Raw genomic sequence first — 15,139 nt, 5'->3', positions numbered from 1 at the left:
CGGCGCCCGGATCCACGCCGGCGGCCCAGCCCGTGGTCCAGCCCTGCCGGCTGACTGGCTCATCGTTCCGGGCCCTGTCCAGCCCGGCAGCGGCGGCCACCTGGAGATAGTCCAGGGTCCGGGAGAGCTCCTCCACCCCGGACGCGAACGCAACAGCCTCCTCGAAACCGGTGACCCCGACGTCGTCCGCGGCTTTGTCCGCCAAAGACCTCGCTGCCGCCACGGCCCCGTCCAAAACGGCCAGCCGGCCGCCCCGCCCGCGCGGATCCACCAACACCAGCCCGCCCGGAGGCGTGCCCGGGGCCCCGGCCAAGCGCCGACCACGGGCACGATGCGACGCCACGAAAAGCCCACCGGCCCCGAGGCCCTGCCGGGTGTCGACGCATCCGATCGCTTCCATGGAAACACTCTGCCAGGAGGCTACGACAAAATAGGTCCGTCGCTCAGGATGCGCATTGCCTCATTTGAAAACTTCCGCCTAGCGCCGCCATTCGAAAGTGTGGCGGCGGTTGGGGGTTATGCCCATTTTCATGGAGCTAACGACGGACCAGCAAAAAGCTCAGGACCTCTGCCTGCGAAACTTGACCGCGGTTACGGTTTGCTCCGCATAGTGTTCGCCGGATCCGTCGCGGCTTTCGCGCTGTCACCCAAAAGCGTCGCGGCGCCAGGCGTACTGCTTTCCCCCACAACCACGGCCAATACGCCGAGCCCGGCGTGGGCCGCGAGAACGGCCGGCAGTGCGCTGATCTGTGCAGGCGGGCAATCGGGGCACCCCTCGCCGAGCCGGGCCGCGAGCCTCTCTGCCTCTGCCAGGTTTCCAAAGTGATGCACGGCGAGCCGCGATTGTCCTGGCGGCCGGGAATTGACATCGGCGGCAACGATTTCTTCCAGCCGGGCAACGGCCTTCGCAGCCGAGCGCACCTTCTCAAGCGGTACGATCTTGCCGTCGGCGACCGCGAGGATCGGCTTGATGGACAGCATTGTCCCGAGCCAAGACGCAGCAGTGCCGATACGACCCCCGCGCCTAAGCTGCTCAAGGCTCGGCACATAGAAGTAGACCTTGGTGCGGCCCAATCGCTCCTCGGCAAAGTGCCGGACTTCGGCTGCCGAACGGCCGTCCGCGGCGGCAACCAGCGCGCTTTGGACGCCCATGCCTTGAGCCATTCCTACGGTGCGGGAGTCAATGACTTCGACCGGAATGGAGACGCGTTGCGCAGCCAGCCTGGCGGCGTCCGCGGTGCCGGACAACCCAGCGGAAATGTGGATGGAGACGACGGCTTCGAAACCGCGGTCCCGTGCGGCTAGATAAGCCTGTTCGAACTGGCCGGGTGAAGGACGTGAAGTCTTTACGGACGATCCCGCGGCCAGGGCCAGCGCGAGCGTCTGGGTGATGTCGTCCTCCCCCTCGCCGTAGATCTCTTCGCCCACCATGACGGGCATCGGCACGACGGCGAGGCGGCCGTCCGCGACGAAAGCCTTGACCCACTCGGCCGGGAGAGCGGCAGCCGAGTCGGTGACGACGGCGATGCGCACGACGCGCGCCGACTCTGCTCCGGCGCGTCCCGGCGTCGTGGACTGGCGCAGGCGGGCCAAACGTTCCTTGAGCCACAACCAAGCGGGTGGTTCGCGGTCCGTCAAGGGAGCCTCCTGGAGCTGGTGGCCGGCCGCCGGCAAGCGCCGGCGGCCGTTTCCCGACTAGGCCGGGACGATGTTCACCAGTTTAGGCGCGCGCACGATCACCGTGCGGATGCCTCGGCCATCGAGTGCACGCTGTACGTTTTCGCTTGCGAGAGCGAGCTCTCGCAGCTCATCCTCACTGATGTCCGGCGAGACGTCCAAACGGTCGCGGACCTTGCCCTGGACCTGCACGACGGCCGTCACGGTGTCCTGGACCAGAAGCGAAGGATCGTGGGAAGGCCAGCCGGCGTTCGCCACGGAGGCCGGGTGGCCCAACTGGTTCCACAGGTCCTCGGCCGTGTATGGCGCGAAGAGGCTCAGGATGACCGCCACGGCCTCGGCGGCTTCACGGACGGCGGGGTCTGCGCCACCGGCACCGGAGTCGATGGTCTTGCGGGTCGCGTTGACGAGCTCCATCAGCTTGGCGACCACGACGTTGAACTTGTTGTTGTCCAACAGCTCAGCGGCGTCGGCAATGGTCCTGTGGGTGACGGTGCGCAGCGTGCGGTCACCAGTGGAGACATCGACGCCGGGCTCGCTTGCGACATCCTGGCCAAGGCGCCAGGCGCGGGCGAGGAACTTCGCGGAGCCCGACGGCGAGACGTCCGCCCAGTCGACGTCGTCCTCCGGCGGCGACGCGAAGACCATGGTCAGGCGGACGGCGTCGACGCCGAACTTATCCAGTTGCTCGCCAAGGTCCACGCCGTTGCCGAGGGACTTGCTCATGGCCTTGCCGCCGTTGAGGACCTGCCCCTGGTTGAGCAAGGCGCTAAAGGGTTCGTCCGCGTCGAGCATGCCCATGTCGTGGATGACCTTGGTGAAGAATCGCGCGTACAGCAAGTGGAGGATGGCGTGCTCGACGCCGCCCACGTACTGGCCGACCGGCATCCAGTCGTTGATCTTGGCAGGATCGAACGGTCCCTCGGTGTAGTGCGGGGACACGAAGCGAAGGAAGTACCAGGAAGAGTCCACGAACGTGTCCATCGTGTCCGTGTCGCGCTGGGCGGCGCGTCCGCAGTTCGGGCACTCGACGTTGACCCATTCCAGCGCCGCGGCCAGGGGTGACGTGCCCCTCGGCGACAGCGCCTCGCCGCGCAGGTTTTCGGGCAGCGTGACAGGCAGCTGATCGTCCGGTACTGGCACCTCGCCGCATTCGGCGCAATGGATGATGGGGATCGGGGTACCCCAGAAACGCTGGCGGCTCAGGAGCCAGTCGCGCAGGCGGAAGTTGACGAACTTCTCCCCTGTACCCAGCTTCTCCAGGATGGCGATGGCTGCGGGGATGGCATCGGCCTTGGACAAACCATCCAGTTCGCCGGAGTTCATCAGGGTGCCCTCGCCGGCGGTCGCGATGCCGGTCTCCGCCGGATCTTCTCCGCCGGTGTTGAGGACCGGACGCACCGGCAGGTCAAACGCGCGGGCGAAGTCGAGGTCGCGCTGGTCGTGCGCAGGCACTGCCATGATGGCGCCCGTGCCGTAGTCGGCGAGCACGTAGTCGGCTGCCCACACGGGCAGTTTTTCGCCGTTGAGCGGGTTGATGGCGTAGCGGCCGGTGAACACGCCGGTCTTCTCGCGCTCAGTGGACTGGCGCTCGATGTCCGACAGGGCCTTGACCTTTTCGCGGTACGCCATGAGGGCATCGTGTTGTTCGGGCGTGACCAAGTCCAGCGCCAGGTGCGCGTCCGCGGCGACGACGAAGAACGTTGCCCCGTACAGGGTGTCCGGGCGCGTGGTGAAGACAGTAACTTCGCGTTCGGGGCGGCCGTCCGTGGCTTCGATCGCGAACCGGACGTGGGCACCCTCAGAGCGGCCGATCCAGTTGCGCTGCATTGCCAGCACCCGCTCGGGCCAGTGTCCCTGGAGCTCGGACATGTCGTCGAGCAAACGGTCGGCATAATCGGTGATCTTGAAGTACCACTGATTCAGGGACTTCTTCGTGACAGGGGTCCCGCAGCGTTCGCACGCGCCGTTGACTACCTGCTCGTTCGCCAGGACGGTCAGGTCCTTCGGGCACCAGTTAACCGGGGAATCCTTGCGGTAGGCCAGCCCGCGCTCGTAGAACCGCTTGAACAGCCACTGCGTCCAGCGGTAGTACTCCGGGTCCGAAGTGTGCAGCCGGCGGGACCAGTCGGCAGAGATCGCATAACGCTTGAACGACGCGGCCTGCGTGTCGATGTTTGCGTACGTCCACTCGCTGGGGTGTGCATTGCGCTTGATGGCGGCGTTCTCCGCGGGCAGGCCGAAGGAGTCCCAGCCGATGGGGTGCAAGACGTCGAAACCCTTCTGGCGGAGGTATCGCGCCACGACGTCGCCCATCGCGAAGGCCTCAGCGTGGCCCATGTGGAGGTCGCCTGAAGGGTACGGGAACATGTCCAGGACGTAGCGCCGCTCGCGGGAGCCGTCGTCGACAGGAGTGAAGACTTTGAGGTCTTCCCAGACCTGCGGCCACTTGGCCTCCATCGAAGCGAAGCTGTAGACACCCTCCTCGGGCGTCTCGCCTGCCACTGTTGACTGTGCTCCGGTTTCTGTCTCCGGCTGAACGCTCACTGCTGCCCTCTTCTGTTCTTCCATGACGGTTTTGCCTCCTGCTCCGGGCCCCGGAAGGTCCCGGACACACAAAAGCCCCTCGGCAAGGAGGGGCGGCCGCTCGGTTCGCGACGATCTAAATCGACGAAACCGGGCGGCTAGCTAAGCAGAAGGATCGCACGCATAAAGCCACCTTACCGCACCAAGCCCTTGGCGTGGATTCAAGGGCTGCGCGTAGGTGAAGGTTGAGGGAGGCCGCACTTCGCCCGGGTGTGGTGGGCACCGCGAAGCGGGCGGGGCAAGTGCGGCCTCCCTCAACCGAGGTGAGACCTACTTAACGTCCTCGTCCACCCAATCCATGGACTTGGTAACAGCCTTCTTCCACAGGCGCATCTGCCGCTCCTGCTCTTCGGCCGGAAGCTGCGGCTCCCAGCGCTTGTCCTCGCCCCAGTTTGAGCTGAGTTCGCCGAGGTCTTTCCAGAAGCCGACCGCGAGGCCCGCCGCGTAAGCGGCACCCAAGGCCGTGGTTTCCACGACCTTCGGACGGACCACGGGCACGCCCAGGATGTCGGCTTGGAATTGCATGAGCGCCTCATTGGCGACCATTCCGCCGTCGACCTTCAACTCAGTCAGCGGAACGCCCGAGTCCGCGTTGACGGCGTCGAGCACTTCGCGGGTCTGGAATGCGGTGGCCTCGAGTGCCGCGCGGGCGATGTGGCCCTTGTTGGCAAAACGGGTCAGGCCAACGATGGCACCGCGGGCGTCGGCACGCCAGTACGGGGCGAACAGTCCGGAGAACGCGGGCACGATGTAGACACCGCCGTTGTCCTCGACGCCTGCCGCTAGCGTCTCCACTTCGGGAGCGGAGCTGATCAGGCCGAGGTTGTCGCGGAGCCACTGGATCAGTGATCCCGTGACGGCGATGGAGCCTTCCAGCGCGTAGTGCGGTTTCGCGTCGCCCAGCTTGTAGCCCAGCGTGGTCAGCAGGCCGTTCTTCGAGTGGACGATCTCCTCGCCCGTGTTGAAGATCAGGAAGCAACCGGTGCCGTAAGTGTTCTTGGCTTCGCCCGCCTGGAACGCCGCCTGGCCGAAGGTTGCCGCCTGCTGGTCTCCCAGGATGCCTGCGACGGGCACTTCGCGCAGCAACTGCGAGGTGTGCACCGTGCCGTAGACCTCGGAGGAGGACTTGATGGCGGGCATCATTGACGCCGGCACGCCGAACGCGTCGAGGATGTCCTGGTCCCATTGCAAGGTGTCCAGGTCCATGAACATGGTGCGCGAGGCGTTGGTGACGTCTGTGGCGTGTACGCCGCCGTCCACGCCGCCTGTCAGGTTCCACAGGACCCAGCAGTCGGTGTTCCCGAAGATGAGGTCCCCGGCTTCGGCCTTGGCCCGCGCCCCTTCAACGTTGTCCAGGATCCACTTGATCTTGGTTCCGGAGAAGTAAGTGGCCAGGGGAAGGCCGACCTTTTGCTTGAAGCGCTCTGGGCCGCCGTCCTGGGCCAGCTCGTCCACGATGGACTGCGTGCGGGTGTCCTGCCAGACGATCGCGTTGTAGATGGGCTCGCCCGTGTTCTTGTCCCACACGACGGCGGTTTCGCGCTGGTTGGTGATGCCGACGGCTGCGATGTCGTGCCGGGTCAGGTTAGCCTTCGACAACGCAGAGCCGACGACCTCCCTGACGTTGTCCCAGATCTCCACCGGGTTGTGCTCTACCCAACCGGCTTGGGGGAAGATCTGCTCGTGCTCCATCTGGCCGGTGGAGACAATGTTGCCTGAGTGATCGAACACGATGGCACGCGAGCTGGTGGTTCCCTGGTCAATGGCGATGACGTATTGCGACATTTTGACGTCCTTGTCTGCTTGCTTTGGTGTGGATGCGGTGTAGGTACTGAGCGGTTTGCTACTTGGCGACAGTGGCCATGATCGGTATGGAGTGGGCGACGAGTCCGGCGATGGTTCCACCCAGGAGCGGGCCGACAATCGGAACCCAGGAGTAGGCCCAGTCGCTGGAGCCCTTGCCCTTGATCGGCAGAAGTGCGTGGGCGATACGCGGACCGAGGTCACGGGCGGGGTTGATTGCATAGCCCGTCGGGCCGCCAAGGGACGCGCCGATGCCGACGACGAGCAATGCCACCGCGAGCGGCCCTAGGCCGGAGGGAGTGCCGCCGAAGGTCAGGATCACGAAGACCAGCACAAACGTGGCGATGATTTCGGTGACGAGGTTCCAGGGGTACGAGCGGATGGCCGGTCCCGTGGAGAATACGGCGAGCTTGCTGGCTGCCAAGGGCTCGGCGTCGAAGTGCTGCTTGTGCGCGAGCCAGGCGAAGACAGCGCCTAGGAAGGCGCCGAGCAGTTCTCCACCGAAGTAGGTGAACGTGGATGCCGCACTTACGGCCACACCGGGGGCGAACTCGGCCTTACCGTCAACCAGGAGACCAAGCGTGACCGCCGGATTCAGGTGCGCACCGGACATGGCCGCTACGTAAACGCCGGCAAATACAGCGATGCCCCAGCCAAAATTCACCATCAGGAACCCGCCGCTGTTGCCCTTTGTGCCCTTGAGCGCGACGTTTGCCACAACGCCGCAGCCAAGGAGGGTAAGCATTCCGGTTCCGAACACTTCGGAAAGGAAAACAATTCCGAGAGACATCTTTGACTCCTCATTTTCTTCTGTTGTCAGCCCTGCAGGTTTTGTGGGGGCCGTTGGGCCGGCGTCTGTTAGCGCCGTCCCGGTTGCGGTCCCCCCTTCCGGAGCGGAAGACCGCAACCCTTGTGTCCAGGCTTCTTGGCCGGAACAATCAAGCTGATGTGACGTACATTACGTTCATGCGACGAGGCTGTGAACAGTCACGCCATGAAAACGTAGAAGCACCTCCTGGGCATGCTGGATTTCCGCTTGACGCTTCGCCGAATCCCAGCCAAGCTGCGTGGCGAGGACTTCGGCGATTTCGTTCAGGAGCTCTCCGGTCACGAGTCCCCGGAAGGCCAGCGAGGTGCGGCGGATGAGGACATCCACGAGGTGCCCGATCTGTTCGTTGGCGGCCATGAACTCGAGTTCCCGGACGCTGAGCTCGTTCGTCGAGCGGAGCTTCCGGTCTTCGCCTGCCCCTAGGTAGGCGATGACGTCCTCGGCGCGCGTGCCGTAGCGAGTCAACAGGCCGCTGACCCGGTCGGCGTCGAGCCCGGGAGCCATGTGCTTCTTGACCCAGTCCTGGATTCCGTCTTCGCTGTCCGGGAAATCCAAGCCGCCTCCGATGGCGAGTTTCGCCGTCGAGACCTTCCGCTCCAAGCCCAGCTCGCGGAGGACGTCGTTGCTCAGGTGTTCGGCGAGGGCCCGGAAAGTGGTCCACTTGCCGCCGATCAATGAGAGTACGACGGCGGCCTTGCCGCCTTGGGCGGCCGCGGCACCGGAGGCTTCCCGTCCGCTTCGCTCGATGCGGTAGTCGCGGGATACGAAGCCCGGCTGCGTGTCATCGTGACGGGGAAGCGGCCGAACGCCGGCGAAGCTGTAGACGATGTGGCTGCGCTCAACCTTGATGGAGGGGAAGACGTGGCCGACCAGGTCGAAGAAGTAGTCGATCTCGGCTTCGGTGCACACGGCATCCTGCGCCATGTCCGCCTCGACGTCGGTGGTGCCCACCAGGACGCGGTCACCCATGGGGTAGATCAGGACGATCCGCCCGTCGGTGTGTTCGAAGAAGATCTCACGGCCGCCGCACGCTGCGAGCAATTCCGGGTGGTCCAGGACAATGTGGGAGCCCTTGGTTCCGCCCATGAAGCGGCTCGCGGCACCCATCGCCGCGTTGGTGAGGTCAACCCAGGCGCCGGTGGTGTTGACGATCACGTCGGCCTGGAAGCTGAATTCCTCGCCAGTGAGCTCATCGCGCAGCAAAACAGCGCCGGCTGAGTCGTCCGCGGAGGCCATCGAAACAAGGGAGACGTAGTTGCTGGCCCGGGCGCTGCCGCCCGGCAAGCCGCTTCCGATGCCCGCCTTTTCGCCGTCCTGCAGCACATCGAGCGTCAGGCGCTCCGGGTTGTGCACGGACGCGTCGAAGTAGGTGGCTGCGTATTTGATGCCGGGGTGCAACCGGGGCAACTCAGCCAGGGCCTTCTCCTTGCCACGGAACTGATGGCGGGGGACGCTGCCGCCGTCGCGGGAGAAGAAGTCGTACATGCTCAAGCCGAGCTTGATGAGGAAGGCGCCGCGCTCCTTCGGCTTGCCTTGCTTGTGCGTGAGGAAGCGGGTGGGGGCGGAAAGTATTCCGGAGAAGGTGCTGAAGATCGGGATGGTCGTCTGCAGGGGCTTGACGTAGTGCGGAGCGATCTTCAAAAGTCGGTTGCGCTCGACCACGGATTCCTGGACGAGGCGGAATTCCCCGTTCTCGAGGTAGCGGATGCCGCCGTGGATCATGTGGGATGAGGCTCCGCTGGCGCCCTGGCAGTAATCGCCGCGTTCCACGAGGGCGACGTCCACGCCTTGGAGTGCCAAATCGCGGAAGGTTCCGACGCCGTTGATGCCGCCTCCGATGATCAGCACCTGGGCCTGCGGCCGTTCGCGGAGTGCCGAAACCGAAGCCCGACGTGGTGATCCTGCTGCGGAACCGGAATTGCTGGTGTATCCCAAAACTGCTCCCTTGGGCTTTGGTGTATGCGCTGCATCACTTGACGTCGCACCTTGCACAACTATTCTTCGAAGGAATGGAAAATGAAATCAAGCTAGTTGCACAAACGTGCAGAACGGAATTGAGATGCCACGATCACGACATTCAGAGGCCCTCCGGGCGGCACAGATGTACTACCTCCAGGACCTCACCATGGACGCCATTGCCCGCGAGCTTCGGACCTCGCGGTCAACCGTTTCCCGCTTGCTGTCTTCGGCCCGCGAGTCGGGACTGGTCCAGATCCAGATCCGCAGTCCCCTGGATTCCGCCCCTGAACTGGAGCGCATGATCCGCAACCACTACGGGGTCGATGTGCACGTGGTGCCCGTCCTGGACACCTTGAACGAGGCGGAAACCCTTGACCGGGTGGCGACGCAGGCGGCAAAGACCATTGGTCCCCTGGTGGATTCCAACGCCATCATCGGCGTGGCCTGGGGTGCCACCATCAGTGCCGTCAGCAGGCACCTGACACGCAAGATCACGCACGGCAGCACCATCGTGCAGCTCAACGGCGCCGGCAACATGCAGACCACCGGCATTACCTATGCCAGCGACATCATGCGCCGTTTCGGCATCGCCTTTGGTGCGCGGGTAGAACAGTTCCCGGTGCCCGCCTTCTTCGACCATGCCTCCACGAAGACCGCCATGTGGAATGAGCGCAGCGTCCAACGCGTGCTCGATCTGCAAGCCAGGATGAGCATCGCCATCTTCGGTGTCGGCTCGGTGCATTCGGACTACCCCAGCCACGTCTACGCAGGTGGGTACCTCGATGAAACGGACTTGAACTTGTTGGCCAGCTCGGACGTCGTGGGCGACGTTGCCACCGTCTTTTTCCGCGCCGACGGCTCTTCCGACGGCATCACCCTCAACGAGCGGTCAACAGGCCCAAGCCACGAGCAACTACGGCAGGTGCGTCGCCGGATCTGCGTCGTCTCTGGTGCATCCAAGATCAACGGGCTTCGCGGAGCACTCGAAGCGAAACTGGCAACAGATCTGATCCTGGACGAGGCCACGGCGAAGCGCCTGGTCAGTTTCGGCAGCCCTTCCTGAATAATTGAAGGACCCTGAAACATTCCCGGCATCGAGGTAGGTAGAGTCTTGGCTATGAAACCCTCGCCTAGGCTCAGTCTCAACAATGGTGTCTTGATTGACCAGTTGGGGTTCGGGCTCTACAAGGTGCCGCCGGCGGATGCCACTTCTTTGGTCGCCACTGCGCTGGGCGCCGGCTACAGGCATTTCGATACAGCGTCCATGTACGGCAACGAGACCGGGGTCGGACGCGGCATCGGCAGTGCGGTCATACCCCCGCCCGGCATCGACAGCAACACGGGAGGCTCCGGGGAAGGAACTCACGGCCTCTCCCGCGAAGACGTCTTTGTCACCACCAAGCTCTGGAACGACGACCAGGGGTACGACTCCACGCTGCGCGCCTTCGATACCTCCATGGCCAATCTCGGCCTCGACTACGTCGACCTGTACCTGATCCATTGGCCTTGCGCTGGGCGTGGATTGTTCCAGGAGAGCTACCGGGCAATGGAAACCCTGTACCGTGAGGGCCGGGTGCGCGCGATCGGCGTCTCCAACTTCCAGCCGGCCCACCTCGAAGCGCTCATGCAAAAAGCCGAAGTGGTTCCTGCGGTGAACCAGATCGAGCTGCACCCGTGGTTGCAGCAGACCAGGCTCCGGACCCTCCACGAGCAGTTGCGCATCCGCACGGAGGCGTGGAGCCCGTTGGGGCGCGGCCAGGTCCTCCAGGATCCGGCAGTCAGCGCGCTCGCGGATAAATATGGAAAGACACCTGCCCAAATCATCATCCGCTGGCACCTCCAGCTCGGAAATATCGTGATTCCCAAAGCCAGTACCGCGGCACGCATCCAGGAGAACTTCGACGTCTTCGGCTTCGAGCTTGATGCCGACGACATGGATGGCTTGGCCGCCCTCGAACGCCACCACCGCACCGGGTCACACCCGGACAACGTCAACTAGGACCTGCCGAATGGAACAAGTGGACACCAACCACTCCCCCGAACCCGCACCAGCCTCCCCACGGGAGTTCTTCAGCAAGGCCTTGGCCTCCAGGACGAGTGCCTCGGACATCGACCTCGACGGCAGCAACGTCGCCTATTGGTGCTACGAACCGGTCACGGTGACCCCGGCGACGCGCACCATACTGGTCATTCACGGTTTCCGCGGCGACCACCACGGCCTGCTCCGCGTAGTGGACCACCTGCCGGAAATGCGCGTCATCATGCCCGACCTTCCCGGCTTTGGCAGCTCGGAGCCTTTCGCCGGAGACACCCACACCGTGGAACGCTACGGGAAGTTCATCACCGGTTTCATGGCGGCCTTGGGCCTCGGAGCGGACACGGTTCTCTTGGGGCACTCCTTCGGATCCATTGTCGCCAGCCACTTCGCCGCGGCGAACCCGGGCGCCATCCGCCCGCTGATCCTGGTCAATCCCATCGCCGCTCCCGCGCTTGAGGGCCCCAAAGGCCTCATGACCAAGCTCGCGGTCCTGTACTACCAGGTCTCCGCCAAGCTCCCGCGCCGGCTTGGACTCGCCGTCTTGCGCAGCCGCCTCATTGTCCGCGTCATGAGCGCCGCGATGGCCAAGACCCGGGACAAGGAACTCCGGGCCTTTGTCCATGGCCAGCACGATGCGTACTTCTCCGCGTTCGCCGACCGCGCTAGCCTGCTGGAGTCTTTCCGGGCTTCGGTGTCCAGCCATGTGGCCGAGGTCGCCGGGCAATTGGACCTTCCTGTGTTGTTGGTGGCCGGCGAGAAAGACGAGATCGCGCTGCTCAAGGACCAGCACAAGCTACTGGAGATGCTCCCGGACGGCGCGCTGGAAGTGATTCCCGACGTCGGGCATTTGATTCATTACGAGACACCGGCGCCGGCCGCCGCCGCCATCCGCAGTTTCCTGGAGGAACACCCCGCGTGAAAATCGTCATAGATGCCCGCTTCACCCGCACGGACCATCATGACGGGATCAGCCGCTACGGATCGAGCCTCATCGCGGCGACGTCCAAGATCGCGGATGTCACCATGCTCATCAGTGACAAGCGCCAATTGGCGCTCCTCCCGGACGTCCCCTACGTTCACATCAGCAGCCCGCTGTCCCCCCGCGAACTGTTCGTGGCGCGCGAAGTCAACAAGCTCGGCGCCGACGTCGTGGTCTGCCCCATGCAGACCATGGGAACCTGGGGCCGCAAGTACGGGCTGGTCCTGACCCTGCACGACCTCATCTACTATGAGCACCCTGCCCCTCCGGGCTTCCTGCCCGCACCCGTGCGGCTGCTCTGGCGGCTCTACCACAAGGCCTACTGGCCGCAGCGATTGCTTCTCAACCGGGCCGACATCGTGGCGACCATCAGCCACACCACCGAGTCGCTCATGGCGAAGTTCAATCTCACGCGCCGCCCGGTCCGGATCGTGGGCAACGCGCCACAGCCGGGCCAGAAGCCGCGCGATCCCGCAGCCGGCGCCGAGAAATCCCTGCTCTACATGGGCTCGTTCATGCCCTACAAAAACGTGGAGACCATGATCCAGGGAATGGCCGATTTGCCAGGATTCACGCTGCATCTGCTCAGCAGGATCACCCCCCAGCGCCGTGCGGAGCTGGAGCCCCTGGTCCCGCCTGGCGCCCAGGTCGAGTTCCACAACGGCGTCACGGATGCCGAATACGATTCCCTCCTGCTCCGGGCCACCGCCCTCGTCAGCCTGTCCAAGGCAGAAGGTTACGGGCTGCCCCTGGTCGAGGCGATGGCACTTGGCACTCCCGTGATCGCCAGCGACACCCCCATCTTCCGTGAGGTCGGCGGGGACGCCGTGAGCTACGTACACCCCGAATCGCCCGGCGAGTTCGCCGCAGCGGTCAAGGCCCTTGAAGACGGCGAATTGTGGCAGGCACGGTCGCGCCGCTCCGTGGAACGCGCGGCTGATTTCAATTGGGACGAGTCTGCGCGCCAACTGCTGGCGGTGGCCGAAGAGATCGTTGCGATGCGGAGCCGCAAACGGCGCTGAGGACGCTAGAGGACGTCGACGCCGTCGAGCCGCAGTTGCACCGGTCCTGAGGTGCGCTTCGCCGCACTGGCGGCTTTGACGGCCCTCATGGAACGGGTGGCAACAACTGCTTGTGCATAGGGAATGAAGATCAGCGTCCGGACGTCCGGATCGTCGTCCCGCCCTGAAGCGCGCTGCGCCGATAGTGCAAGGGAGACCGGCGCTGGGCCCGCAGTGCGGAGCTGGATGGTGTCGGCCAGGCTTTCGGTGAAATGCACGACGTCGGCCCGCTTGCCCGTCACTGAGGCGATCCGCACGGCGGGCGGTAACTGGAGTTCCTGCCGCAGTGCCAGTTCTCGGGAGGCATATCCAGCGGGGTCCCAGCGCAGCAGGGCACCTGTCGCGGCGGTGTCGTCTGCGGTGACAACGACGAGCCCGCCTTCGTTCGCGGGTCGCACGAGGGCCGCGGCATTGAACCATCGCCGAACGGTGTCCTCCCCGGCGCGCAGGTTTTCCCTGCGCAGGAGCGAATTGCCATCCAGGAGCAGCGCCGCTGCGTAGCCGCCGGCTGCGATCGGCTCAGCCCCCACGGTCGCCACCACCAAGGCGCGGGCATCGGACACTGTGGCTTTGACTTGGTCTCCCGACGATGTCACCACAGCCTTGCCTGGAAAAGCCCTGCCCAGTTCTTCCGCTGTCCGCAGCACACCGGCTGCTCCTCTGCGAAGGCGGCCTGCGCCGCAATGCCGGCATCGCCATTCCGGGGCCGGCGTGGAGCACCAGCGGCACTGCGGCAGGGCCGATTGTCCGGCGATTGCGAGGGGTCCCTGGCAGTTGTTGCACCTGGCGGTTTCGCGGCACTCCTCGCAGACAAGGGAGGGGGCGTAGCCGGCCCGGGCCACCTGCACCAGGACGGGGCCGCGTTCCAGTCCCTCTTTGGCGGCCCGCCAGGCGGCGCCGGGCAATCGTGCGATCTTCGCCAAGGGGTCGTGCTCCTGCTCGAAGCTGTCAGCCGTATTGAGCACCCGGGGCGTCCTGGCGCGGACCACTTGCCGGGGAGCTTCCACCGGCACGGCCCACCCGCCCTCAACGAGCCGTTGAAGCTCGGTGCTGCGGCTATGCGCAGCCATGAGGCACGCCGCTGATTCCTGTTCGGAACGCAAGAGCAGGATTTCCCTGGTGTGGGCGTAGGGAGCGCGCTGGTCAATGTGGAGGTCGTCGCCGTCGTCCCAGCACACCACGAGGCCAAGGTCCTGCACCGGAGCGTACGCGGCGGAGCGGGTGCCGACAGCCACCTGTGCCGCGCCGCTAAGGAGCCGGAGGTAGCTCCGGTACCGCGGCGTCTGGCCGTCGTCGGCCGTCAGCCGCGCGACGTCTCCTGGTGGCAGGACAGCGCGCAGTGCCGCCTCCATGCGGTCGAGATCACGATAGTCGGGAACGACGACGACGGCGCCCCGCCCTGAGGAGCGGACTGCCGCCACCGCGGATGCCACGAGCTCGGGCCAGCCTGCGGTTCCAAAACCCTGCGTTGCCGTCAAGACCGCGCGGGGTGAGCCACCCCCGGCCAGGTGTTGCAAGTATGGCGCTCCGTTGGTGTAGGAAGCCCACGCCGCGTGCGCCTGCGAGGCCGAGCCCTGGGACGGGATGCCCTGGGGCGCCTCGGTGTGTTCGGCAGGGGTGGCCGGCTCGTCCGAAAGGGAATCGCCGGACAGGAGCAGCTTCTCCAGCCGCGCGACGCGGGGCGGAATGGCGGTCCGGAGGACATCGCTGAGCGTTCCGGCGTAGCGGGCCGCGACACTCGTGGCAAGGTCCAGCAACGCCGGAGTCAGCACCGGGACGGCTGAAACCACCTTGAGAAGGGGAGTCAGGGCATGCCCGGCTTCCGACGATTCCATGCGCTCCAGGACGTAGCCGCTGAGTTCCTGGCCGCTGAAGCGGACTTTGACCCGGACGCCTGCCAGGGCCGTCTTCTCCAACTCGGCCGGGACACTGTAGTCAAAGGGCCTGTCGAGATGCGGCAAGGATGATTCGATCAAGATCCGCGCCACCGGGTTGCTCGCCGCGAGCGGCGGCCCGCCGACGTCGTTCGCGCGCGAGGGGAAGCCTTGGAGCAAGGACGGCTGATGGGCCGGCGAAGACGACACCATGGCAAACGGAAGCAGCGAACCATCGCTCATGCTTGTCACCTCCCTGGAGTGCCGGATGCCTTCGTCCAATCCAAGCAGGCCCCACCGACAATTCCGGATTCCGGCCGGCACGGGCAAGCC

The 15,139-nt window shown here is 65.1% G+C and carries 10 protein-coding genes and 1 pseudogene; 4 read left to right on the top strand and 7 right to left on the bottom strand.

The genetic code is table 11. From position 1 onward, the window contains the following. The 6 genes and pseudogenes from QRN51_RS07465 to QRN51_RS07440 form a co-directional block, all read right to left on the bottom strand. Positions 1-400: pseudogene (locus QRN51_RS07465) on the bottom strand (hypothetical protein); the annotation flags it as partial. Between the two features lie 191 nt (positions 401-591). Next, positions 592-1,638, bottom strand: a complete 1,047-nt coding sequence (locus tag QRN51_RS07460; protein ID WP_284989288.1) for a DegV family protein — start codon at positions 1,636-1,638, stop codon at positions 592-594. 57 nt (positions 1,639-1,695) lie between these two features. Then, positions 1,696-4,224: a leucine--tRNA ligase gene (leuS, locus tag QRN51_RS07455; RefSeq protein WP_284989291.1), complete on the bottom strand. Its 2,529-nt coding sequence runs from the start codon at positions 4,222-4,224 to the stop codon at positions 1,696-1,698. Between the two features lie 309 nt (positions 4,225-4,533). Next, the gene (glpK, locus tag QRN51_RS07450) at positions 4,534-6,048 is read right to left on the bottom strand and encodes a glycerol kinase GlpK (protein WP_059389182.1); all 1,515 of its coding nucleotides are present in this window, start codon (positions 6,046-6,048) and stop codon (positions 4,534-4,536) included. Between the two features lie 58 nt (positions 6,049-6,106). Then, entirely contained in the window at positions 6,107-6,856 is a 750-nt protein-coding gene (locus tag QRN51_RS07445) for an MIP/aquaporin family protein (RefSeq protein ID WP_284989287.1), read from the bottom strand. Between the two features lie 174 nt (positions 6,857-7,030). Next, on the bottom strand, positions 7,031-8,830 hold the full coding sequence (locus QRN51_RS07440; RefSeq protein WP_284989286.1) for a glycerol-3-phosphate dehydrogenase/oxidase: 1,800 nt from the start codon (positions 8,828-8,830) through the stop codon (positions 7,031-7,033). A gap of 124 nt (positions 8,831-8,954) precedes the next feature. Between QRN51_RS07440 and QRN51_RS07435 the strand changes: the two genes are divergently transcribed. The 4 genes from QRN51_RS07435 to QRN51_RS07420 are packed head-to-tail and all read left to right on the top strand — an operon-like array spanning position 8,955 to position 12,893. Next, positions 8,955-9,917, top strand: coding sequence for a sugar-binding transcriptional regulator (locus tag QRN51_RS07435; protein ID WP_059389187.1), 963 nt, complete (start codon positions 8,955-8,957; stop codon positions 9,915-9,917). A 54-nt stretch (positions 9,918-9,971) separates the two neighbouring features. Further along, on the top strand, positions 9,972-10,853 hold the full coding sequence (locus QRN51_RS07430; RefSeq protein WP_284989285.1) for an aldo/keto reductase: 882 nt from the start codon (positions 9,972-9,974) through the stop codon (positions 10,851-10,853). Between the two features lie 10 nt (positions 10,854-10,863). After that, positions 10,864-11,811: an alpha/beta fold hydrolase gene (locus QRN51_RS07425; protein ID WP_284989284.1), complete on the top strand. Its 948-nt coding sequence runs from the start codon at positions 10,864-10,866 to the stop codon at positions 11,809-11,811. Continuing rightward, positions 11,808-12,893 (top strand): glycosyltransferase family 4 protein, encoded by a 1,086-nt coding sequence (locus tag QRN51_RS07420; RefSeq protein ID WP_284989283.1) that lies wholly within the window; start codon positions 11,808-11,810, stop codon positions 12,891-12,893. The genes QRN51_RS07425 and QRN51_RS07420 overlap by 4 nt, the downstream gene beginning before the upstream one ends. 5 nt (positions 12,894-12,898) lie before the next feature. Here QRN51_RS07420 and QRN51_RS07415 read toward each other — a convergent pair whose 3' ends face one another. Next, positions 12,899-15,019, bottom strand: coding sequence for a primosomal protein N' family DNA-binding protein (locus QRN51_RS07415; protein WP_284989290.1), 2,121 nt, complete (start codon positions 15,017-15,019; stop codon positions 12,899-12,901). Between the last annotated feature and the right edge of the window lie 120 nt (positions 15,020-15,139).

The organism is Arthrobacter sp. efr-133-TYG-120 (genome assembly GCF_030209785.1).
Classification (GTDB): Bacteria; Actinomycetota; Actinomycetes; order Actinomycetales; family Micrococcaceae; genus Arthrobacter.
Note: the sequence above shows the minus strand (reverse complement) of the source record. Positions and strands in the feature narration are given on the sequence as shown.